General features: G+C 70.4%; 19 protein-coding genes. 10 read left to right on the top strand and 9 right to left on the bottom strand.

What is annotated here, in order from left to right; genetic code table 11:
- Positions 1–164: 164 nt before the first annotated feature.
- Positions 165–1,376, bottom strand: coding sequence for a phospholipase D-like domain-containing protein (locus MDN94_RS25265; RefSeq protein ID WP_482728138.1), 1,212 nt, complete (start codon positions 1,374–1,376; stop codon positions 165–167).
- Between the two features lie 299 nt (positions 1,377–1,675).
- Here MDN94_RS25265 and MDN94_RS25270 point away from each other — a divergent pair, with 299 nt between their 5' ends.
- The 3 genes from MDN94_RS25270 to MDN94_RS25280 all read left to right on the top strand — a co-directional run bounded on the left by MDN94_RS25270 (position 1,676) and on the right by MDN94_RS25280 (position 4,446).
- Complete coding sequence (locus MDN94_RS25270; protein WP_482728240.1) at positions 1,676–2,860, top strand: PP2C family protein-serine/threonine phosphatase; 1,185 nt, start codon at positions 1,676–1,678, stop codon at positions 2,858–2,860.
- Positions 2,861–3,061: 201 nt separating this feature from the next.
- Positions 3,062–3,232: a hydrophobic protein gene (locus tag MDN94_RS25275; RefSeq protein ID WP_482728139.1), complete on the top strand. Its 171-nt coding sequence runs from the start codon at positions 3,062–3,064 to the stop codon at positions 3,230–3,232.
- Positions 3,233–3,567: 335 nt separating this feature from the next.
- Entirely contained in the window at positions 3,568–4,446 is an 879-nt protein-coding gene (locus tag MDN94_RS25280; protein ID WP_482728140.1) for a SigB/SigF/SigG family RNA polymerase sigma factor, read from the top strand.
- Positions 4,447–4,496: 50 nt separating this feature from the next.
- Here MDN94_RS25280 and MDN94_RS25285 read toward each other — a convergent pair whose 3' ends face one another.
- The gene (locus tag MDN94_RS25285; RefSeq protein ID WP_482728141.1) at positions 4,497–5,012 is read right to left on the bottom strand and encodes a MarR family winged helix-turn-helix transcriptional regulator; all 516 of its coding nucleotides are present in this window, start codon (positions 5,010–5,012) and stop codon (positions 4,497–4,499) included.
- Positions 5,013–5,334: 322 nt separating this feature from the next.
- Between MDN94_RS25285 and MDN94_RS25290 the strand changes: the two genes are divergently transcribed.
- Positions 5,335–5,781: an ATP-binding protein gene (locus MDN94_RS25290; RefSeq protein WP_482728241.1), complete on the top strand. Its 447-nt coding sequence runs from the start codon at positions 5,335–5,337 to the stop codon at positions 5,779–5,781.
- Here the strand turns inward: MDN94_RS25290 and MDN94_RS25295 are convergent.
- Positions 5,778–6,245, bottom strand: a complete 468-nt coding sequence (locus tag MDN94_RS25295; protein ID WP_482728142.1) for a MarR family winged helix-turn-helix transcriptional regulator — start codon at positions 6,243–6,245, stop codon at positions 5,778–5,780. The genes MDN94_RS25290 and MDN94_RS25295 overlap by 4 nt on opposite strands.
- Positions 6,246–6,519: 274 nt before the next feature.
- Between MDN94_RS25295 and MDN94_RS25300 the strand changes: the two genes are divergently transcribed.
- On the top strand, positions 6,520–10,014 hold the full coding sequence (locus tag MDN94_RS25300) for a HAMP domain-containing protein (protein WP_482728143.1): 3,495 nt from the start codon (positions 6,520–6,522) through the stop codon (positions 10,012–10,014).
- Positions 10,011–12,500 carry a SpoIIE family protein phosphatase gene (locus MDN94_RS25305; RefSeq protein ID WP_482728144.1) on the top strand — a complete coding sequence of 830 codons (2,490 nt, stop codon included), beginning with the start codon at positions 10,011–10,013 and terminating at the stop codon, positions 12,498–12,500. Before MDN94_RS25300 ends, MDN94_RS25305 begins: the two co-directional genes overlap by 4 nt.
- Positions 12,501–12,586: 86 nt before the next feature.
- Here the strand turns inward: MDN94_RS25305 and MDN94_RS25310 are convergent, their stop codons facing one another.
- Positions 12,587–13,186, bottom strand: coding sequence for a DUF488 domain-containing protein (locus tag MDN94_RS25310; RefSeq protein WP_482728145.1), 600 nt, complete (start codon positions 13,184–13,186; stop codon positions 12,587–12,589).
- Between the two features lie 388 nt (positions 13,187–13,574).
- Between MDN94_RS25310 and MDN94_RS25315 the strand changes: the two genes are divergently transcribed.
- Positions 13,575–14,078 (top strand): hypothetical protein, encoded by a 504-nt coding sequence (locus MDN94_RS25315; RefSeq protein WP_482728146.1) that lies wholly within the window; start codon positions 13,575–13,577, stop codon positions 14,076–14,078.
- Positions 14,079–14,447: 369 nt separating this feature from the next.
- On the opposite strand, the gene MDN94_RS25320 is transcribed toward MDN94_RS25315, so the two are convergent.
- Together MDN94_RS25320 and MDN94_RS25325 are read right to left on the bottom strand one after the other, a co-directional pair.
- On the bottom strand, positions 14,448–14,726 hold the full coding sequence (locus MDN94_RS25320) for a hypothetical protein (RefSeq protein WP_482728147.1): 279 nt from the start codon (positions 14,724–14,726) through the stop codon (positions 14,448–14,450).
- A 121-nt stretch (positions 14,727–14,847) separates the two neighbouring features.
- A complete protein-coding gene (locus MDN94_RS25325; RefSeq protein WP_482728148.1) occupies positions 14,848–15,573 on the bottom strand; it encodes a TetR/AcrR family transcriptional regulator in 726 nt (241 codons plus the stop codon).
- Between the two features lie 504 nt (positions 15,574–16,077).
- On the opposite strand from MDN94_RS25325, the gene MDN94_RS25330 reads away from it, so the two are divergent.
- On the top strand, positions 16,078–16,638 hold the full coding sequence (locus MDN94_RS25330) for a hypothetical protein (RefSeq protein WP_482728149.1): 561 nt from the start codon (positions 16,078–16,080) through the stop codon (positions 16,636–16,638).
- A gap of 263 nt (positions 16,639–16,901) precedes the next feature.
- On the opposite strand, the gene MDN94_RS25335 is transcribed toward MDN94_RS25330, so the two are convergent.
- From MDN94_RS25335 to MDN94_RS25345, 3 genes are all read right to left on the bottom strand, one after another.
- Entirely contained in the window at positions 16,902–17,438 is a 537-nt protein-coding gene (locus tag MDN94_RS25335) for a GNAT family N-acetyltransferase (protein WP_482728150.1), read from the bottom strand.
- Positions 17,439–17,447: 9 nt separating this feature from the next.
- Positions 17,448–18,023, bottom strand: a complete 576-nt coding sequence (locus MDN94_RS25340; RefSeq protein WP_482728151.1) for a GNAT family N-acetyltransferase — start codon at positions 18,021–18,023, stop codon at positions 17,448–17,450.
- Between the two features lie 154 nt (positions 18,024–18,177).
- The gene (locus MDN94_RS25345) at positions 18,178–19,089 is read right to left on the bottom strand and encodes an SDR family NAD(P)-dependent oxidoreductase (RefSeq protein WP_482728152.1); all 912 of its coding nucleotides are present in this window, start codon (positions 19,087–19,089) and stop codon (positions 18,178–18,180) included.
- An 86-nt stretch (positions 19,090–19,175) separates the two neighbouring features.
- Between MDN94_RS25345 and MDN94_RS25350 the strand changes: the two genes are divergently transcribed.
- Positions 19,176–19,715, top strand: a complete 540-nt coding sequence (locus tag MDN94_RS25350) for a TetR/AcrR family transcriptional regulator (RefSeq protein WP_482728153.1) — start codon at positions 19,176–19,178, stop codon at positions 19,713–19,715.
- Positions 19,716–19,874: 159 nt separating this feature from the next.
- Positions 19,875–20,366, top strand: coding sequence for a hemerythrin domain-containing protein (locus MDN94_RS25355; protein ID WP_482728154.1), 492 nt, complete (start codon positions 19,875–19,877; stop codon positions 20,364–20,366).
- The last annotated feature ends 9 nt before the right edge of the window (positions 20,367–20,375 follow it).

The raw sequence follows: 20,375 nt of genomic DNA on the forward strand, positions 1-20,375 counted from the left end.
CCGGGCCCCTTGGATCAAACTTCCCGGCAAGCGCCCGATTATCAGGGACCTGATCCGGGCCCCGGCTGCAGCAGTCCGCTCTCCGGGACCTGGTTCGGCGGATCCCCTGCCCGGCACTTGGTTCCAGGGAGCAGGCACGCGGGAGAGCGTGCCGGCACGACGAGTCACAGAAAGCGGCGTACAGGGGTGACCGCCGCTTCGCGGAGGCGCTGGACGGGGGAGCGGCGCTTCCAGCGGCCATCGACGATACGTTCGCTGACGGCCACGTCCTCGTCGAAGTCGGCGTCGAGACGCGCGGTGAAGGTCTCGTCGAGGACGGCGAGCATCACTTCCTCGTCGTGGTCGAGCGAGCGGCGGTTGAAGTTGGTGGAACCGACGAGGGAAGCCACGCCGTCCACCGTGATGATCTTGGCGTGCATCATCGTCGGCCGGTAGTGCCATATGGTGACGCCGCAGCCGAGGAGCTGCTCGTAGTGCTGCTGCCCGGCCAGTTGGCACACTCGCTTGTCGGTGTACGGGCCGGGCAGCAGGATCTCGACCTCGACGCCTCGCGCTCTCGCGGCGCAGATCATGTCGATGAAGAAGGGGTCGGGGGCGAAGTAGGCGGTGGCCAGGCGGACGCGCTCCTCCGCGGACTCCAGGGCCACCCGGATCAGGGTCTGCATGTCCTGCCAGCCGATGCTCGCGGAGCCGCGGACCACCTGCACGGTCGCGCTTCCGCTCGGCGTGTGCTCGACGAACCGGTCACGGTCGTCGAAGAGCCGGTCGTGGCACTCGGCCCAGTTCTGGGCGAACGAGGCGGCGATGCCGTCGACGGCGGGGCCGCGGACCTCGACGTGGGTGTCGCGCCACTCATGCTCGTTGCGGGCGTCGCCGCACCATTCCTCCGCGATGCCGACCCCGCCGGTGAAGGCGGTCTCCTCGTCGACGACGAGGACCTTGCGGTGGCAGCGGTGGTTCTGCTTGAAGGGCGACAGCCACAACGGTCTTCGGAACCACGCCACTTCCACCCCGGCGCGGTCCATCTCGTCCAGCAGGTCCCGCTCTATGAGCCGGCTGCCGAAGCCGTCGAGCAGCAGGCGGACGCGCACCCCGGCCCGGGCACGCCCGGCGAGCGCGGCGGCGAAGTCGCGGGCGATCTCTCCGCGCCAGTAGACGAAGGTCATCATGTCGACGGTGTGCCGGGCCGCACGGATCGCCGCCAGCATGGCCGGGAAGATCTCGTTCCCGTTGCGCAGGACCGTCAGTTCGTTCCCCTCCGTGGCCGCGATCCCGATCAGCCGCTCCAGACGGCGGCGGATGCGCTGCTTGCGCTCCTGCGTCGAGGAAGCGGGCGCTTCACGTCGGCGGTCCGGCTGATCAAGGGTGGTCGACATAGCTCACCTAGTCCGTACGGGCCATGAACGCGGGTCGTGGTCCGTCCACGGCCCTGGGGACGCGACGACTGTACAGACGGAGAGCGGAAGGCCGCAGTGGTGCTCACGTCAACCGCGCCGGCGGCTGCCGGACGGACACGGTCCGCCGGCGCCGGAGACCCCGGGGCTGCCCGGTCCGCGGCGTAGCGTGGGACCTGGGCATGAGGCCGGGCCCCCAGGGCAAGATCCCGGCGGCCGCAGCCGCGGCCGCACACCGCCGGCTTCCTGGGGTCGCCGGCCCGAACGAGATGCGGGACGACGTGGAGAAAATCGGTGCTGTCGAGAAGGCGCTGCGCACGGCCGCGCCCCATGAACTCGTCGACGTCGTGACAGCGGCGCTCGCCGACCACTACGGCGCCCGCCGGACGGAGCTGCGGCTCGTCGACTACGCCATGCGCAGCCTCCAGGCCGTGGAACCAGTGCCTCTCGTCACAGAGCCGGTGCCCGTCAACAGCAGTCCGCAGGGGCGCGCCTTCGGCGCCCAGGAGCCCGTTGTCACGGAGGATCCGGACCACCGGGCGGTCGAGGTGCACCTGCCGGTCACGGTCCGCGGCGGGCGGATGGGCGTGCTGTCCGTCAGCCTGCCGGAGGAGGCGTACACGGCGGCGGTCCTGCCCGAGATCCAGCACATCTGCGAGGCCCTGGGCCACGAGATCCTGGTCGCGGAGCGCGACACCGACCTCTACGACCTCGCCCGGCGGGCCGCGCGGCTCACGCTGGCCGCGGAGATGCAGTGGCAGTTGCTGCCCGGCCGCTCCTGCGCCCGTCCCGAGTTCTCGCTCGGCGCACATCTGGAACCGGCCTACGCGATCTTCGGTGACAACTACGACTGGTCCGCCTCCGCCGAACACCTCACGCTCACTGTCACCAACGGCATGGGGGAGGGCATCGAGGCCGCCCTGCTGACCAACCTCGCCGTCAACGCTCTGCGCAACGCCAGACGCGCCGGTCTCGACCTCCAGGGCCAGGCCATGCTGGCCGACCAGGCCGTCCACGCCCAATACCACGGCCGCGCCCACGTCGCCGTCCTGCTGCTCCGCTTCGACATCGCCACCGGTGAGGTGGAGGCGATCGACGCGGGCTCTCCCCGGCTGTGGCGGCTTCGCGACGGAACCGTCCATTCGATCCCCTTCGAGCAGCAGCTGCCGCTGGGCATGTTCGAGGACACCGTGTACACGCCGCAGCACTTCACGGTGCGGCCGGGCGACCGGCTGCTCATCGGCAGCGACGGGGTGTACGACGCCGCCTCTCCCTCCGGCGTGCGTTACGGCGAGCGGGCGTTGGCACGGTCGCTGACCGGCACGAGGCTCCTGCCGCCCACGCAGGTTCCCGGCGCGGTGCTGCACGAACTCGCCGGGCATCACGGGGAGGTCCCCCTCGAGGACGACGCACTGGTCGTCTGCCTCGACTGGCACGGACGGCCCGACGCGGAGCACCGGGACTGAGCACCGGCTGCCGGCCCCGGTCGTACGGCGCCTGGTTACGTCCGTTTCCGCAAGGACGATCCGCCGACCGGTCCCGGGGACAAAGGGGCGGCGCCTCATCGCGGGCGAATTCTTTTACCCGGACTCTTCCCGAAGAAACAACCCCATCGTATGAATGTCAATTCGGGTGAGGGGCACAAGGAATTCCGGAGGTGATGAGAAATGGTTCCCCTGCTTCTCGTCCTACTGCTTGCCCTGGTCCTCTTCGGAGCCGGTTTCGCGCTCGAGGCGCTGTGGTGGATCGCGGTGATCGTGCTCGTGGTGTGGTTGCTGGGATTCGTGATCCGGCCTGCTGCCTCAGGCGGCCGACGGAGCCGCTGGTACCGCTGGTAGGAATCCGTCCCCTGGCTGCGCGAGCGGCTGAGCGGCCGATGTCCACGTGATCCGCGTATGAAAGGAATTCCCATGGAACCGAACCCTTGGGCCCAGTTCGACGACCCGGCGCGCCGGGAGGGGCCCGGGAGCCCGTACGGCGGCTTCATGGGGTGACCTGCTCGCGGAGGCGGGGCGGACCGGAACGGTGTTCCGGTCCGCCCCGCCCGTCGTTCCGGCCCGTTCGGATCCGTAGGTCTGCGCCGTCCCGCAGAGAGCCGAAAATTCTTGCTTTAGGGAAACTGTTGTCGGGTAGGGAAGATCACGACGGCGTACGGACGACCAGAGGAGACGTCATGGCCTTCGCGGCACCGATCCAGGAGCAGTTGACGGAGCGGGGCAAGGGGGAGAGCCCCCTCGACGGTCCCGGCGGGACCGTTCTGCCGCGCGTCGACGAGGCCTCCGAGATGGCGCCTGCCGACGCCCGCAGGCTCTCCGCACTGTTCTTCGACAGGCTCCAGCATCTCGAGGAAGGCACACCGGAGTACCAGTACGCGCGCAACACGCTGGTCGAGATGAACATCTCCCTGGTCCGGTACGTCGCGCGGCGGTTCCGCAACCGCGCGGAGCCCGACGAGGACATCGTCCAGGTGGGCACCATCGGACTGATCAAGGCCATCGACCGGTTCGACCTCAGCCGTGAGGTCGAGTTCGCGACCTTCGCCGTCCCGTACATCCTCGGGGAGATCAAGCGCTTCTTCCGGGACACCAGCTGGGCCGTCCACGTCCCACGCCGGCTCCAGGAACTCCGGCTGGAACTGGTGCACGCGGTGAACGAGCTCTCCGGGAGGCTGCACCGGACCCCGACGGCAGCGGAGCTGTCGGAACACCTGGGACTGCCCGTCGAGGAGGTCACCGAAGGGCTCGTCGCGATGAACGGCTATGTGGCGAGCTCCTTCGACGTACCGAACACCCAAGGCGGCCCGAACGCCGAGGCCCCCTTCGCGGAGCGATTCGGCGACCTCGACCCGGCGCTGGGCCTCGTCGAGGACCTCCAGGCGCTCAAGCCGCTGATCGAAGAGCTCGACGACCGGGACCGTCTGATCCTCCGGCTCCGATTCGGCGACGAACTCAAGCAGGCGGAAATCGGCGAGCGGCTCGGGATCTCGCAGATGCAGGTCTCGCGTCTGCTCACCCGCACACTCTCCAGGCTGCGGCAGAAGATGCTCACCTGAGGCCCCTCGGTCCACTGAATCGCTCCTCCGCCCGTGCGGCGACGCCGGGGTCAGGCGGAGCGCGCGTCCCCGGTCGGCGGTTTGCGCCACGGCGCCGGACCCACGTCGTCCACCGCGTCCTGGAAGCTCGTCAGCCCGTTCAGCAGAGCTCTCCGGTCCGAGGGCGTCATCGTGGCGATCACTTCCTCCAGCGCCTCCTGACGCCTGGCCCTCAAGTCGTGCAGATACGCCCGGCCCCGGACGGTCAGCTGCAGTTCCAGCTCCCTCCGGCTGTGGGGGCTCGGGAGCCGCTGCACGAGCCCGAGGGCCTCCAGCCGGTCGCACAGCCGGCTCACGGACGGCGGGGCGGCGTCCAGCAGCTCACCCAGCGTGCGGAGGTTCATCCCCTCCTCGTGGTCGAGGCTGTAGAGCACGCGCAGCTGGGAGGCCGACACGGGGGCCGGGGGCACCAGGTCCCTGCCGCGCTCCCAGAGCACCTCCAGAAGCTCGATGAGTTCGCGCGCCCCCCCTGCGGCCCCGGCGGCGGCCTGCCCCCGGGGCCGCGAGGGTGTCCGGTTCGCGTCCATTTCTGGTGACACTCCGTCTCAGAAGTCCTCGGTTCGTGGCGTCGCTCCCGTGCCGCGCGCCATGAGCGGAGCGCTGTCCCCGTCCGCCGGCCTGTGTGAGCGGCACTCGGGAAGGCCGCTCGGCCCGACAACCATATCTTTTCGAGCGTCGCTCCCCTTGGTCCCCACGTGTAAAGCTCCCCGGCGGCGGCCGTAGAACACCCGATACGTATCCGGGAATTGCGCGACGATATTTCCGGCCCGCGGGCGGGAATGTCCGTGGCTTCGCGTTTTTCCGGCCCTGGTGTCATGTACGGGAACAAGGGAAAGCGAGTTGAGGACCGTGCTGCGCGAAAAGCAGGGCGAGCCGCAGGATGCGCAGCGACACCTCAGCGGAAGAGGAGGACCGCACGTGATGATCATTACCTCGGCGGAAGCGGACATCGGGGATGCCCGTCGCGCCGCCTCGGAATTCGTCGAGCGGGCGGGCCCGGAATCGGCCGTCGACGACGTGGTGCTGGTGGTTTCCGAACTGGTCACCAATGCCGTCAAACACACGATCGGCTGGTGGCGGCTGCGTGTCAGCGTGCACAGGCGGCGACTGGTCGTGGACGTGGAGGACGCCAGCTTGGCCCCGCCCGTGCCGCGGAATCCCGACGAAGGCGCGGTGGGCGGCCGGGGCTGGCAGATCGTTGAGCAACTGGCCGACAGCATCGAGGTCCTTCCCGACTCGGGGGGCAAGACCGTTCGCGCCGTCTGGTCGTGCAGCCGGCCCGGAACCTCGGCCTAACGCCCCTCGCCGGGTTCCCTGAGAAGCCTCCCCAGGCCGCGCAGGCCCTGCAGCAGGTCCGCCCGCCGCGTACCGGACATCGCGTCGAGCGCCTCCGTCAGCTCCAGCTCCCGCAACTCCCGCAACTCCCGCAGATACGCCCTCCCGCGCGCGCTCAGGCGCAGCTCCAGCTCCCGGCGGCTCGCCGGACTCGGCGTACGCTCCACGAATCCCAGGCTCTGGAGCCGGTCGCACAGGCGGCTCACCGAAGGCGGGGCGGCTCCCAGCATGTCACCCAAGGTCCGCAGATTGATGCCCTCCTTGCGTTCGAGGGCGTAGAGCACCCGCAACTGCGAGGCGGACACCGGTGTCGACGCCGCGTCCCGGCCACGCTCCCAGATGACCTCCAGCGCTTCGATCACGTCACATGCCGCCCGTGAGGCTTCGCGGGTACGCGGCGGCGGCGACGCGGGGCTGGAATCCATGCTGCTGTCTCCAGGGGCGGGCTCGGCGGGATCACACGGGCCGGGCAGCGGAACCGGTGAGGGTGGCGGCGCTGAGCCCATGGCGGAAGCCTATCCGCCGTCCCGGTCGCACTTTGGTGTACGCCTCGAGCCGGGGTAGTCTGCGGCGTAATTTGCCGTACGACAACCGTCGTACCGAGCGATGAGACGTCGTGGGGGGCGGCCCGCCGGTCGGGGGCCGCGGGGAGGGCGCCGCTGCGGCAAGGCGCCCGGCGAGGGGTAGCGAGGAATGGGCATGGCTGAGACTTCTGCCGACAGCTCGAACACGGTGCCGCGCTCACGCGCGCGCGGCGCCGGCAAAGTCGGCGAGTCGGACCTGCGGCAGCTCCTGGCCGGTCTCACGGCCGTGCGTGACGGCGACTTCGGCACCCGGCTGCCCGACGGGGCGAACGGACTCCTCGGCGAGATCGCGACCGTGTTCAACGGCATGGTGGACCAACTGTCGCTGTTCACCTCTGAGGTGACAAGGGTCGCCCGCGAGGTCGGCACCGAGGGCACGCTGGGCGGTCAGGCCGAGATCCCCGGAGTCTCCGGCACCTGGGCGGACCTGACCGACTCCGTCAACGCCATGGCGGGCAACCTCACCGCCCAGGTCCGCAACATCGCACAGGTCACCACGGCCGTGGCGCGGGGCGACCTGTCGCAGAAGATCACGGTCACCGCGCGGGGCGAGATCCTGGAGCTGAAAGAGACCATCAACACGATGGTCGACCAGTTGTCGTCGTTCGCCGACGAGGTGACCCGGGTGGCCCGCGAGGTCGGCACCGAGGGCAATCTCGGCGGCCAGGCCGACGTCAAGGGCGTTTCCGGTACGTGGCGCGATCTGACCGACTCCGTGAACTCGATGGCCGGCAACCTCACCGGGCAGGTGCGGTCCATCGCACAGGTGGCGACGGCCGTCGCGCAGGGCGACCTGTCGCAGAAGATCACGGTCACCGCGCGGGGCGAGATCCTGGAGCTGAAGACGACCATCAACACGATGGTCGACCAGTTGTCGTCGTTCGCCGACGAGGTGACCCGGGTGGCCCGCGAGGTCGGCACCGAAGGCCGGCTCGGCGGCCAGGCCCGGGTGCCGAATGTCGCCGGAACCTGGAAGCGGCTCACCGAGAACGTCAACGAGCTGGCCGGCAACCTCACCCGTCAGGTGCGGGCGATCGGGGAGGTCGCCAGCGCCGTCGCGGAGGGCGACCTGACACGGTCCATCACCGTCGACGCCTCCGGCGAGGTCGCCGAACTCAAGGACAACATCAACGCGATGGTCGGCTCGCTGCGCGCGACGACCCGGGCCAACCAGGAACAGGACTGGCTGAAGTCAAGCCTGGCCCTGATCTCCGGACTGATGCAGGGACACCGTGACCTGGCCCAGGTCGCCGAGCTCGTCATGGACGAGCTCACTCCGCTCGTCTCGGCCCAGTACGGTGCGTTCTACCTCGCGGAGGAGACCCCGGACGGCACCGAACTCCGGCGCGTCGGCTCCTACGGGCGCCCCGCCGGCAGCGCCGGCCACGATTGCTTCCAACTGGGTGAGTCCCTCGTCGGCCAGGCCGCCCGCAGCCGGCGGACCATCGAGGTCGACGGCGTTCCCGCCGACTACGTGAGCATCTCCTCCGGGCTCGGCCGGGCCACACCCGGAAGCCTGATCGTCCTGCCGATCGTCGTCGACGACCAGATCCTCGGCGTCATCGAACTGGCCTCCTTCACCCCCTTCACGCGCATCCACCGGGACTTCCTCGAACAGCTCATGGAGACGGTCGGCGGAAACGTCAACACCATCGTCGCCAACGCCAGGACCGACGAACTCCTCGGCGAGTCGCAGCGCCTCGCGAGCGAACTACAGGCCCGTTCCGAGGAGTTGCAGGTCCAACAGGACGAACTCCAGCGCTCCAATGCCGAACTGGAGGAGAAGGCCGCCCTGCTGGCCGCCCAGAACAGGGACATCGAAGGCAAGAACCTCGAGATCGAGCAGGCGCGGCAGGAACTGGAGGACCGCGCCCACCAGCTGTCGCTCGCCTCCAAGTACAAGTCCGAATTCCTGGCCAACATGAGCCACGAACTGCGGACCCCGCTCAACAGCCTGCTCATCCTCGCCCAGCTACTGGCCCAGAACCCGACCCGCAACCTCACCGCGAAGCAGGTCGAATACGCGGGCATCATCCACTCGGCGGGCTCCGACCTGCTCCAGCTGATCAACGACATCCTCGACCTGTCCAAGGTCGAGGCGGGCAAGATGGACATCAACCCGGAACGTGTCGCACTCGCCCAGCTGCTGGACTACGTCGACGCCACCTTCCGCCCGCTGACCACGCAGAAGAGCCTCGACTTCACCATCCACACCGCACCCGGCGTACCGGTCGACCTCCTCACCGACGACTCCCGGCTGCGGCAGGTCCTGCGGAACCTGATCTCCAACGCGGTCAAGTTCACCGAACGCGGCAGCGTGAGGGTGCGCATCGAGCCCGCCGCCGACGGCGAGCTCCCCGCCTCCGTCCACCGCGGCGGTGCCGTGGTCGCCTTCCGGGTCGAGGACACCGGCATCGGCATCCCGGAGCAGCAGCTCGAAGCGATCTTCGGCGCCTTCCAGCAGGCGGACGGCACGACCAGCCGCAAGTACGGCGGCACCGGGCTGGGGCTGTCCATCAGCCGCGAGATCGCGCACCTGCTCGGCGGTGCGCTCACCGCAAGGAGCACACCCGGCCGCGGCTCCACCTTCACCCTGTACCTGCCGGTGGCCCGCGCCGACTTCCACGACGCCCCGGACGGCGGCCACGAGGGAGCTGCCGCCGATGCGGCCCCCCAGGACGGTGAGCCGTCGGACGCCCACCGTCAGGCCGTCGACGCCGAGGCGCGAGGACCGCGCCGACTGCTCGTGATCGAGGAGCGTCCGCGCGGGCTGCTGTCGCTCGTCGCCGAGAGCGCGGTGGCCGAGCTGACCGGCCACGAGCTGGGCGACCGCGACGACATCGAACTGGTCGCGGTGGTCGGCCCGCAGGAGGCGGCAGAGGCACTCGCCACCGCACCGTTCCACTGCGTGGTCCTCGAGCTCGACATGGCGAACAGCGAGGCCCTGCACTTCCTGGACGCCATGGACGGCGACGCCGCGCTGCGGACGGTCCCCGTACTGGCACACAACAACCGCCGCCTCGACGCGGCCGACGAGCGGACTCTCGAGTCGCGTGCCCGCACACGGCCGCTGGAGCTCCTCTCCAGCCTGGACGAGCTGCGGGAACGGATCGCGCTGCACCTGTCCGCCGACCAGCCCGGCGACGTCGTTCCCCTGCGCCGCGGCGAGGAGACCCGCCACCTCACGCCCCGGAGCGTGGACGACTCCCTCCACGGCCGCACCGTCCTCGTCGTCGACGACGACGCCCGCAACCTCTTCGCCCTCAGCGGCATCCTGGAACTCCACGGCATCCAGGTCCTGCACGCCGAGAACGGCCGGAAGGGGATCGACGCCCTCGCCGAACACCCGGACATCGACCTCATCCTGATGGACGTGATGATGCCCGAGATGGACGGCTACGCCGCGACCGCCGAGATCAGGCGGATGCCCGCCCACGCCGACCTTCCCATCATCACGGTCACGGCGAAGGCCATGCCCGGCGACCGGGAGAAGAGCCTCGCCGCGGGCGCCAGCGACTACGTCACCAAGCCGGTCGACGCCGACGACCTCATCGCCTGTGTCCGCCGCTGGCTGAACCCGAAGTCGGGCGACGGTCTGGTGGTGTCATGACCCCCTCCGAGGACGCGCTCGGTCGGCACGGGGGCCTCGGACCGGCCCCCTGCGGTCACCAGGACGATGCGCCCACCGCCGCGATCGGCGGCTGCGTCGACGCCGGCGCCCGGCGAGTGATCACCACATCGGAGGCAGGGGCGCAGCAGACCACCCCCGTCGGCCGCCTGGCGGCCACCGTCGAAAGGCTGCGTGCACAGGTGCGCGACGCGCACGCCGCCGCCGACGGCAGGGCGCTGGTCGAACTCGCCAAGGGCATCCTGATCGAGCGACTGCGATGCGGCCCCGTACAGGCCGCGCGCCAGCTCGCCGAACTCGCCGACCAGGCTCACCTGTCCCAGCTGGAACTGGCGGCGGACATCATCAACCAGGCCGCCCGCGACCAGGTCACGGAAGCGGCGGGCGAGTTCGTCCGACAGGTGAACCGCGGACCTGGTACCGGCGGGGACACGGGCTCGTCCGTCTCCGTACGGCTGCGAACCGCAGAGAGCGCCGCGCTGGCCGCCGGCGACACCCAGGCCGTCGCCGGGTCCCTGCTCGAGCACGCACTCGCCCCGCTGGGCGCGACGGCCGTGGCCATCTGGACCGCGGGTTCCGACTCCTCCCTCACCCTGCGCGGCCACGCCGGATTCAGCGCCGACGAGGCCGGACGCTGGCGATATGTGCCGCCCGGTGTCGCGACCGTCGCCCGCCAGGCACTCATCGAGCGGCGTGCCGTGCGGTTCGCGTCCCTGGCCGAGGCCCAGGTGCCCTCCATCGGGCAGAAGCAGGCACCCGGCGGTGGCCGCGTCGCCCTGCCCGCCGGTACCGGCGGCCGGATCCTCGGGGTGCTCGAGATCTGCTGGCCCCAGCAGCCGGCCCCGTGGTCACCGGCGGTCGCCCGCCAGATGGAGGCCCTGGCCGAGCTGTGCGCCCACACCCTCGACAGTCTCCCCGCCACCGGCACGGAACTCCCGGCCGTACCGGAGCCCGCCGACGTGGCCGAGCTAGTCGATCTGGCGGACGGTCTCTACGACCCCGCGCTGGTGCTGACCCCGCACGTCGACGCGGAGGGCCACCTCACCGACTTCCGTGTCCGCCACGCCAACAGCAGCTTCGTGGACCCCGCGGGACGCCCCCGCAGCGCCGTCAGCGGGGCCCTCCTGTTGGAGGCGTACCCCATGGCGGCCGGTGACAGTGAACTCTTCGAGAAGATCGAACGCGTCTACGCCACCGGTGAGCCCTTCCGCGCACAGCGCATGACGCTCACCGCGCTCGTGGACCAGGTCCCCCTCGCGTCCGTCGCCGACCTCAGCATCAGCCGGCACGGCGCCAGCGTCCTGCTCATCTGGCGCGTCGAGGACGAGACCGCGCGGCTGGCCAGCCTGCTGCAGCACGCCCAGCGCCTCGGACGCATCGGCGGCTTCGAGGAGAACCTCGTCACGGGCGACATCACCTGGAACGGGCAGCTCTTCGACCTGTACGGACGGGCCGTCACAGAGGACCCGGTGTCGCTGCACGACCTCGCCGAGCACGCGCACCCCGACGACACCGTCGCCATCGGCCGGTTCCTGCGGACCGTGCTCCACCACCGCAGACCCACCTCGACGGCCTTCCGCCTCCAGCGTCCCGACGGCGTGACCCGCCACATCCGGGTCATCGCGGAACCGGTCCTCGACGCCGACGACCGTCTGCTCGCCCTGCGGGGGGCATACCAGGACATCTCGTCCCAGCACTGGACCGAGGTGGCGCTCGCCGCCACCCGCGACCAACTCGCCCACACCGAACAGGAGTCGGCCGAGCGCAACCGGCTGGCGCTGCAGCTCCAGCACGCCATCATGCCGCCGACCCGCAACCCCCTCGACGCCCCCGGGCTCCAGGTCGCCGTCCGGTACCGTCCGGCGGAGGCCGAGTCGCTGGTGGGCGGCGACTGGTACGACGCGGTCGTCCTGCCGTCCGGGCGGATACTGCTCTGCGTCGGCGACATAGCGGGCCACGGCATCAAGGCCGCGACCGGGATGGTCATCCTGCGCAACGCGCTGCGCGGCCTCGCCGTAACCGGCGCCGGGCCCGGACAGCTGATGTCCTGGCTGAACATCGTGGCCCACCATCTCACCGAACAGGTCACCGCCACCGCCGTGTGCGGACTGTACGACCCGCGGACCCGCGTACTGCGCTGGGCCAGGGCCGGTCATCTCCCGCCCGTGCTGGTGCGCGGACAGCAGGCCGACACCCTGCCGCTGCTCGGCGGGCTGCTGCTGGGCGTCATGCCGGACGCCCCGTACCAGGAAGGTGAGGTCCAGCTCGAGCCCGACGACACGCTGCTGATGTACACCGACGGCCTGGTCGAACGCCGGGACACCGCCGTCCAGGACTCGCTCTCCCAACTGCTCACGGCCGCCCGGACGCCGGCCGCCACTCTCGACCGCCGACTGGACCTGCTGCTCACGCACAGCAAGTCGGACACCGACGACGACACCTGCCTCATCGGCATCCAGGTGTCCTGATCGCGTATTGAACGCGGCCGTGCCCGCCGGTGCGCGTCCGGGGCACCGGATGAACCTGTCCGGCCGGAGAACGGGCATGAGGGCTGTCATGGCGGCGTACCGACGTCGTCATACGTACCGGCGTCGTCGTACACGAGGAGGCCGTCGTCGCGCAGTCGCGCACCCGGGGTGGGGCTGTGCGGGGTGAGGCGTCCGTCGTGCATGAGGTGGCGGACGTGCACGCCGCGGGCCATGACGGCGAAGTCGGCGATCAGACGCCGGTGGCAGCGCCACCACACCGCCTCGCTGCACATCACCGCGGTGCGCTCCCGCTGCGCCTGGTCCAGGAGGGCGTCCACGGCCGTGACGAATTCCGGGCTGCGTGTGTGAGCGGCGTAGCCGCGGAAGGAGGCGTTGCGCCAGACCGTGTCGGGCGAGTCCGGGGATGGTTTGCGGAAGCCGCCCAGGCGCGGCTCCCACCGGTAGGCGATGCCCTCTTCGGGCATCCACCGGCCCAGCCGCTGCCGTGACACGTCCGGATCGCGGCGGCTGCCGGGAGCGGTCCGGACGTCCACGACGGCGGTGACGCCGGCTCCCCGGAGCAGCCGCGCCAGCGTTCCCCGGTCCGCGGTGCCGTGGCCGAAGGTGATCAGTTCGGGCAGGGGCGGCGGAGCGGCCTCCGCCGGGTCGGTGCGGTCATGGTCCATACATCGAGTTCAACAGTTCCTGGACCGCCCGGCACGGTCCGACAGGCCGCGCCTGCTCATACGCCGAGTGATCCGTGACCCGGCTACCTGGCAACGGGAATCCGCCCCTCGCTGGACTCGTCGCGGAGACCAGCCGGTTCGAACCACTTGGTGAGGAGCCTGACGGCAAGACCGACTTCCCACGCGGACATGGGAGTTGCCGCGACCGACCCGGCCACGGAGGCCTGCTCGTACAGGCCCGACATTCACCCCGATCGCCGAAGCGCAGATCAACGCGCCCCCGTACAAGTCCCAATACGGCGAGAACCGTGGGACCAGTCCGGCGGGGGCACCCCGAGGGGTGCCGGCCGATCGGTGACCAGGCTCGGAGGTTCGGCATACTCCCGGCATGGACACTCGAGCCGTTGCCCGCGCGCACATGCTGATCACCGCTCTGCTGGCGCTCGCCGCGGCCGCGCTGGCAGCGTTCGGGGGCCTGCTCCTCGGCGGGCCGGCGATGGCGGCCCTCTCGAGCGTCGTGACCGGTGCAGGCGCCTGCGCCGGGTCGTTACTCGTCCGGCGCCGTGTCTTCGCCGACCTGCACAAGGCCGAGGGCCAGGCCGCTGTCGAAGGTTTCGCCGAGGGACTGTCCCAAGGGGTGCTGCTCGGTGTCGCGACCTACCAGGCCGCCGTGTTCCCCATCGCCGGTCCCGGCGGCGTCACCGTCGAAGAGCGCGCGGCGCGCCGAACCCTCGCCTACCGGATTGCCGCGGACGACGGCCTCCCGCACGCCGTGCGGACGGCAGCGGCCGCCGCGCTCGAGGCGATCGACGACGGCCTGGACAACGGACGTGCGCAAGATGCCGTCCAGCAACTGGCGCTGGTGGTGTACGAGCAGCGCAGGCACCGCTGACCCGGCACGGGCGAGGGCGCAGCCTACGGCGCGACGGTACTGCCGCGGTGTTCGCCGTTGCCGACATGCGGCCCGAGGAAGACGTCGATGACTTCGGACCCGGCGACACCCCTCCGGATCAGGAGGGGAGTCATGCCGAGTCCGAAGGCCGGAAACCCGTTGCGGAGCCGCGCCATGGTTCGACGTGGGCCAGGGCCCGACGGACCGTATCCAGCGACGCCGTCCCAGCGAGGACCGCGGCCGCAGTCACCCCGGGCCGGGCAGCGAAACGCCGCCGCACCTGCGGGCAGTCAAGGCCCGCTGCCACGGCCCAGCAACGATCGTCCACCCCTGCCGGTCCGACCGGACGAGAATCACGCCCGCGTCGGCTCAGGGGCGTACCTGCTCGATCAGGCGGAGATGGCAGGAGGCGTGGCCCCGGCCGTTTTTCGGCAGTACCCAGAAGGAACCGTCGCTGTCACGGCCCACCACCGTCGACGTGCCCTTCAGCGAGTCAGGGGTGTGGCTCCTGGCAACCTTGTGCAACTCGACGAGAGCCTGCTCGCGGGTCTTGTTCCCCGTCACCGGCCGTACGACCTTCACGTGTCTGTGGGCTGCCGACCCATCGGCAGTGACCGTCTCCTCTGCGATGATCAACCACGTTGACATCCATCAGCCTCCCTGTAAATGGCTCCGCGTCGTGCGGACATGACGAGGGACGAGCTGCACCGGAGCGCCCGCCGTGCTGCCGAGTCGGCCGTGCCCTCGGCGGGCAATGGCCGGCGAGGGCCTACCGCGTCGGCGGCTGGTACTGGTCCTGCAGACCCAGGCCGCGCATCAGGTCGAGCATCAGCAACTCGAACATCGGCTCCTGATCGGAGAAGAGCGGAGCGAAGTGCCCGAAGACCTCCAGCGCGATCTGCCCGTAGAGCGACCGCCAGCAGCTCAGCATCACGACCATGGCGCCGGGGGGAAGATCCACACCGGTATCGATCCGATAGTCCTGCATCTGCTGCCGCAGTCGTGGCTCCATATCCTCTTCGGCGAGGACCGGGTAGGGACGTTCCGTCCACAACTCCACGAAGATCGGGCCCCAGACGGCGGCGAGTCGCCGAACCCAGGCGCTGGTCAGCTCGCCGTGAGCGTCGCCGGCGGCCGCGGACGGCGAGCCGAACAAAAGATTGAACTCCGGCTGGTGTCTGATGGCCCACTTGCGGAGTGAACGCACCGGTTCGATCAGCCGCATCGCGAAGTTGTCCGCAGGACACGCATCGGCAGCAGACCGAAGCTCCGCCACCAGGTGATCGACGATGTCCTCGGCGACACGGCACACGATCTCCGGGAGGCCGCCGGGGAAGTGGTGGTAGAGGGCGGCCGGAGTCACTTCGACACGGCGGGCGATCTCGGCAAGGGTGAGCGTCTCGACTCCCTGGCGCCTGATGATGTCGCGTGCGGCCGATCGCACCTCTGCCGACATCTGTGCGCGCAGCCGCTCACGACGCCCCGGTTTCGCCATCCACACCCCTCCCTCGCCCCCATCCTCACACCGCAGCGGAGGAACGTGACCTTCAGGGTGGCGTGCTTCTCGTCGACCTCGGCGGGCTCCGGCGAGGAAGTCGCCGGTGATGCCGCCCGCCGTCCCCACCAGGATCCGGGGTTCCACCAAGGTGCTGCCTCCTTGCGCTGTTTGACAACTGCCGTTCTGATAAAGGAGCTTTAGAAATTAGCGCACATTTAAGATCCTTCTCCAGACCTCTGCGTCAGGATGGCCTCTTTCGTGTGCCTCCTCGGCCGCTGCAGCAGCGCATCCTGCTACTCGGCTGCGGCGGAGCAAACTTGGTCCCCCGACTTCCCGCGGCCGGTTTCGTGTTCTTGCCGAGGCGGGGGAGAGCGGGTAGCGGGGCGTGGTGTGCATTCGCTGCGCGCCGCAACGCGTAGCGGCGCAGGGCGGCTCGGGAACCATTCACCCGGATCCAGCGTGACCTTTTGACGTGTTGTCGGCCGGAGGTGAGGGGACCCGATGAGAGTGCGGACGATGGTGGGCGTGGCGGTGTCGGCCAGCGTGGCGCTGGTGGCGTGCGGGTGCGGTCCGGAGGACTCGAAGGAGGACGCGGCAGCGACCTCTTCGCGGCCGTCCGCGTCCGCGGGGGCCGAAGAGCCGTCGGCCATGCCGTCCGTGTCAGCCGGGACCGAGAAGCCGTCGGCCGGGCCGACGGGCGAGCAGCCCGGGCCCAGGACAGAGGAGGGCGCGATCCAGCGGTACGAGCAGTACCTCCACGCCTTGGGCCGTGAGGACATCGACACGGTCTGCGAAGTGGCCGGGCCGGCCGCGAAGAAGGCAGAGGACCAGGGGTTCGGACCGTGCACGTCGACGTACGTCGCCGTGTTCCAGATGATCTCGCCCGAGCAGAAGAAGGCCCTGCAAACCGCGACGGTCGACCCGCAGCGCATTGCTGTGCTCACGCCGGAGAAGATCGAAATGCCGGTCGAAGCGGTCAGGGCCTCCGTCACCTTTTCCGAGAGCGACCTCGGCAGCAGCACCCTGGAGTACCTCAAGAACGACTGGTACATCACCGACTGAACCCGACGCGCCGTACAGGGGAGCTGCCCGACAGACGGCTCCGCGCGCCGCCCGGCGGGCCGGTCGACCGCCCTCCCGCCGGCCCGCCAAGACCTTCAGGCCGCACCGTGCCTCCGCGCCCCTGGTGGGTCGAGGGCATGGGGGCCGGCCGAGGAGCCCGGTACCGACCGGGCCGGCCGGTCCGGCGAGGGTGCGCCGATGACCTCGTTCGACGGGAGATGTCGCCGCCGGTGGTCGCCGATCGCCGATGTATGGCCGGGCCGTCAGCGGACCCGCCGGGCCAGCACCTGCCCCGGCCAGGATCCGGACAGGAAACGGTCGGTGGGCGTGAACCCGTTGCGCTCGTAGAAGGCGACCAGTTCGCCCCCGCCGCCCGCCCAGCAGTCGACCCGCAGCAGATCCACACCTGCCCGCCGGGTCTCCTCGGCGGCATGGGACAGCAGCGCCGCCCCGATGCCCCGGCCGGCGTGCCGCCGGTCGGAGACCAGCAGCCGGACGTAGCGCTCGGGTTCCCCGGCCGGCGCGATCGGCATCTTCGGACTGGGCCCGGAGTCGAGCACCAGGGCCCCCACGGGCGTACCGTCCAGCTCCGCGATGTACGGAGTGTTCTCGGTCGTGTACCGCTCGACCCGTTCCACCCCACCGGGGTTCTGTGAATACGGTGTCGTGCCCCACTGTTCGGTGTTGCCGCGATCGTTCATCCAGGCCACCGCGGAGTCGAGCATGTCGAGAACGGCCGGTGCGTCGGCCGGACTGCCCGGTCTGATCCGTATGCCGTGCGATGTGGTGTCGTCGTTCACGGCGGAAGCCTACGACCGGGTCCGCGACCGAGGTCGGCCCGGTGGTCGGTCAGGGGCCGGCTCCGGGGCGGATGGCGTGGGCGGACGCACCATGAAGACATCGATCGGGTCCTGGGATTCGACGGCGAACCCGTGGCGCTCGTAGAGCCGGCGGGCAGCACTGCCCTGCAGGACGTTCAGAGCCACGGTCACGCCCTGCTCGTCGGTCCGTTCCAGCAGCGTGCGTAGGACGGCGGACCCGAGCCCGCGGCCCTGATACCGCGGAGCGAGGTAGAAGTGCTCCAGCCACTGCCTGTCTCCGGCGGGCCGGACCGTGACGCACCCTGCGAGTCCATGCTCGATCACGAGGATCGACGTGTGCTGCGCGGAGAAGGAGTCCCGCAACCGCTGCCGGACCCGGTGCTCGTCGTAGCGGCCGAGGCGTTCCAGATCCGCACGCATGACCCTGGCCCGCAGCTCCGCGATCTCCTCGACGTCCGCTGCCACCGCACGGCGCAGCACCCAGCCGGCGCCGGGCGGCGACGCGGTCCGTTCCGGCACCGGCACGTCCGCGCGTGTTCCGTTCCGCGTGACCCGGGCATCCATGGCCGGAGTATGTCAGCCGCCTGCTCCGACCAGGCACTTGGGTGTCTCGCTCGCAAGCGCCCGTTGCCGTGACGCTTTTCCACGCGAACGGGCTCGTGAGCAACTACCGGGCGGACAGGGCCCTGCGGCTGCGCGGAGAGCCGGCACACCCGCGTCACGCCAGCGGGTCGGTGACCTTCGCGGGCGAGAGCAGGTCGAGCGAGAGGTCCCAGAGGCGGCCGGCGAGGTCGGCGCGGCGGGCCGTGCGGCTCGGCGTTTCACGGACGGCGCTGCCCGACACCAGGCGACGGGGGCCGTACAGGGCGCCGTTGACCGCTGCCGGGTCGGTCGCGGCGCGCAGCGTGGGCCATGCCCCGGCGGCGGAGGGCTGCGCGGCGATCCTGTCGGCGACCGAGAGCAGACGCGCCTGCAAGCCGGTGTCCTTGCCGAGTTCGGTGACGGCGTAGCCGGGGTGGGCGGCGAGGGACAGCGCTCCCCGGCCCTCGTTGCGCCTGGCGAGTTCGGCGGCGAAGAGCATGTTCGCCAGCTTGGACTGGAAGTACGCCGTCCAGCGGTTGTAGCGGCCGCGCCGGAAGTTAGGGTCGTGCAGACGAATGCGGCCCGGACGGTGGCCCATGCTGGTGAGGGTGACCACCCGCGCGCCGGGCGTGCTGTTCAGCCGGGGCAGCAGGCGCAGTGTCAGAGCCATGTGGCCGAGGTGGTTGACCCCGAACTGGGTCTCGAAGCCGTCGACGGTGCTGGACCGGGGGACCGCCATCAGGCCCGCGTTGTTGATCAGCAGGCCTATGCGGTCGTCGGGCAGTGCGTCGGCGAAGCCGGCGATCGACGCCTGGTCCGCGAGATCCAGGGGGGCCGTGCGCAGACGGCCGGGGTCGATGCCGCCGTCGACGAGTGACCGGCGGGCAGCGGCGGCCTTGTCCTGGTTGCGGCACGCCATCACCACGGTCGCTCCGCGCCGCGCGAGTACGCGGGTCGTGTCGAGACCCAGCCCGGCGTTGGCCCCGGTCACCACTGCGAGGGTGCCCTCGGTGAGGTGGGGCACGTGTTCTTCGGTCCAGCCGGTCATGGCACATCTCCCTAACCTGAACTCCGGTTCACCATTTATAGTGAACCCAGGTTCATGTTTGGTCAAGCGAAGGCGAGGAGAGGTCCATGGTCCGGGCCGACTCGGCACGCAATCGGCAGAGCATCCTCGACGCCGCAGGGACGCTGCTCGCCTCGCACGGCGACGCCGTCGGGATGGACGAGATCGCCGCCACGGCAGGAGTGGCCGTGGGGACGCTGTACCGGCACTTCCCCACCAAAACCGACCTGATCGCCGCCGCGGTGGCCGGCCTGACGGAGCGGCTCGTCGCCGATGTCCGGGCCGCGGCCGACCGGGTCGACAGCGGCGCCGACCCGGTCGCGGAACTCAGGGGTCTCCTCGAGTGGCTCATCCGCAAGCCGGCCGCCGACAAGGCGATCAAGGCGGCAGCCGCCGGCCTGGCGGCCGATGCCCTGCAGGAGATGGAGAGCCGCGGTTTCGCCGAGCTCGACCGCATCACCGTCGCCGCCCACGCCAGAGGGCTCCTCCGTCCGGACATCACCACCGCGGACTTCGCTCTCATCGCCGCGACCGCACCGGACGACTCGCTGCCGGAGGCGGCCCGCGACCGCTGGATCGAGCTGGCACTGCGCTCCGTGGTCGCCTGAGGCCCCTCCGCCCGCGGCTGCGTTCGCGCGCAACCCGCCCGCCGCAGTGTTCGCAACGGCCTGCGGGCGGCGCCGTGCTGCCCGCAGCGGTACGTCTGACGTGCGCGGACGGGGGTATGCGAGCGGGCGGACAACACTTCAACGACCCGAGGAGCCGATATGCCGTCAGCGACCGACGACGTCGTCGAGCTGATTCTCAGGGACCACCGCCGGATGGAGGAGCTTTTCCGCACCCTGCGCAGCGCAGAGGCGGACCGCGCCGCCGCTCTGCGCGAGTTCTCCGCCCTTCTCGTCGCCCACTCGGAGGCGGAGGAGGACGAGGTCTATCCCGCCCTGCGGCGCTACAAGAACGTGGACGGGCACGACGTGGACCACGGCGTCCACGAGCACGAGGAGGCCAACGAGGCATTGCTCGCACTGCTCGAGGTGGAGGACACCCGATCCGAGGAGTGGGAGGAGAAGCTCGAGGCGCTCGTCGCTGCGGTCAACCACCACGTGGACGAGGAGGAGCGCACGCTGCTCAACGACACACGCGAGAACGTCGGTGACGAGCGCCGGGCCGAGCTCGGCAGGGCATTTTGCGAGGCACGTGCCAAGCACCTGGACGCCGGCTGCGGCAGCGTCGACCACGTACGCGAACTGGTCGCCTGACCTGCCGGG

Source organism: Streptomyces sp. WAC00040 (genome assembly GCF_056835925.1).

Excerpts from the sequence above, each read along its gene's own strand:
- MDN94_RS25280 (WP_482728140.1), top strand. The coding sequence starts at position 3,568 with ATGGCCTTCGCGGCACCGATCCAGGAGCAGTTGACGGAGCGGGGCAAG.
- MDN94_RS25300 (WP_482728143.1), top strand. The coding sequence starts at position 6,520 with ATGGCTGAGACTTCTGCCGACAGCTCGAACACGGTGCCGCGCTCACGC.
- MDN94_RS25350 (WP_482728153.1), top strand. The coding sequence starts at position 19,176 with ATGGTCCGGGCCGACTCGGCACGCAATCGGCAGAGCATCCTCGACGCC.
- MDN94_RS25320 (WP_482728147.1), bottom strand. The coding sequence starts at position 14,726 with ATGTCAACGTGGTTGATCATCGCAGAGGAGACGGTCACTGCCGATGGG.
- MDN94_RS25345 (WP_482728152.1), bottom strand. The coding sequence starts at position 19,089 with ATGACCGGCTGGACCGAAGAACACGTGCCCCACCTCACCGAGGGCACC.
- MDN94_RS25325 (WP_482728148.1), bottom strand. The coding sequence starts at position 15,573 with ATGGCGAAACCGGGGCGTCGTGAGCGGCTGCGCGCACAGATGTCGGCA.
- MDN94_RS25310 (WP_482728145.1), bottom strand. The coding sequence starts at position 13,186 with ATGGACCATGACCGCACCGACCCGGCGGAGGCCGCTCCGCCGCCCCTG.
- MDN94_RS25355 (WP_482728154.1), top strand. The coding sequence starts at position 19,875 with ATGCCGTCAGCGACCGACGACGTCGTCGAGCTGATTCTCAGGGACCAC.
- MDN94_RS25315 (WP_482728146.1), top strand. The coding sequence starts at position 13,575 with ATGGACACTCGAGCCGTTGCCCGCGCGCACATGCTGATCACCGCTCTG.
- MDN94_RS25265 (WP_482728138.1), bottom strand. The coding sequence starts at position 1,376 with ATGTCGACCACCCTTGATCAGCCGGACCGCCGACGTGAAGCGCCCGCT.
- MDN94_RS25275 (WP_482728139.1), top strand. The coding sequence starts at position 3,062 with ATGGTTCCCCTGCTTCTCGTCCTACTGCTTGCCCTGGTCCTCTTCGGA.
- MDN94_RS25330 (WP_482728149.1), top strand. The coding sequence starts at position 16,078 with ATGAGAGTGCGGACGATGGTGGGCGTGGCGGTGTCGGCCAGCGTGGCG.
- MDN94_RS25340 (WP_482728151.1), bottom strand. The coding sequence starts at position 18,023 with ATGGATGCCCGGGTCACGCGGAACGGAACACGCGCGGACGTGCCGGTG.
- MDN94_RS25295 (WP_482728142.1), bottom strand. The coding sequence starts at position 6,245 with ATGGATTCCAGCCCCGCGTCGCCGCCGCCGCGTACCCGCGAAGCCTCA.
- MDN94_RS25285 (WP_482728141.1), bottom strand. The coding sequence starts at position 5,012 with ATGGACGCGAACCGGACACCCTCGCGGCCCCGGGGGCAGGCCGCCGCC.
- MDN94_RS25305 (WP_482728144.1), top strand. The coding sequence starts at position 10,011 with ATGACCCCCTCCGAGGACGCGCTCGGTCGGCACGGGGGCCTCGGACCG.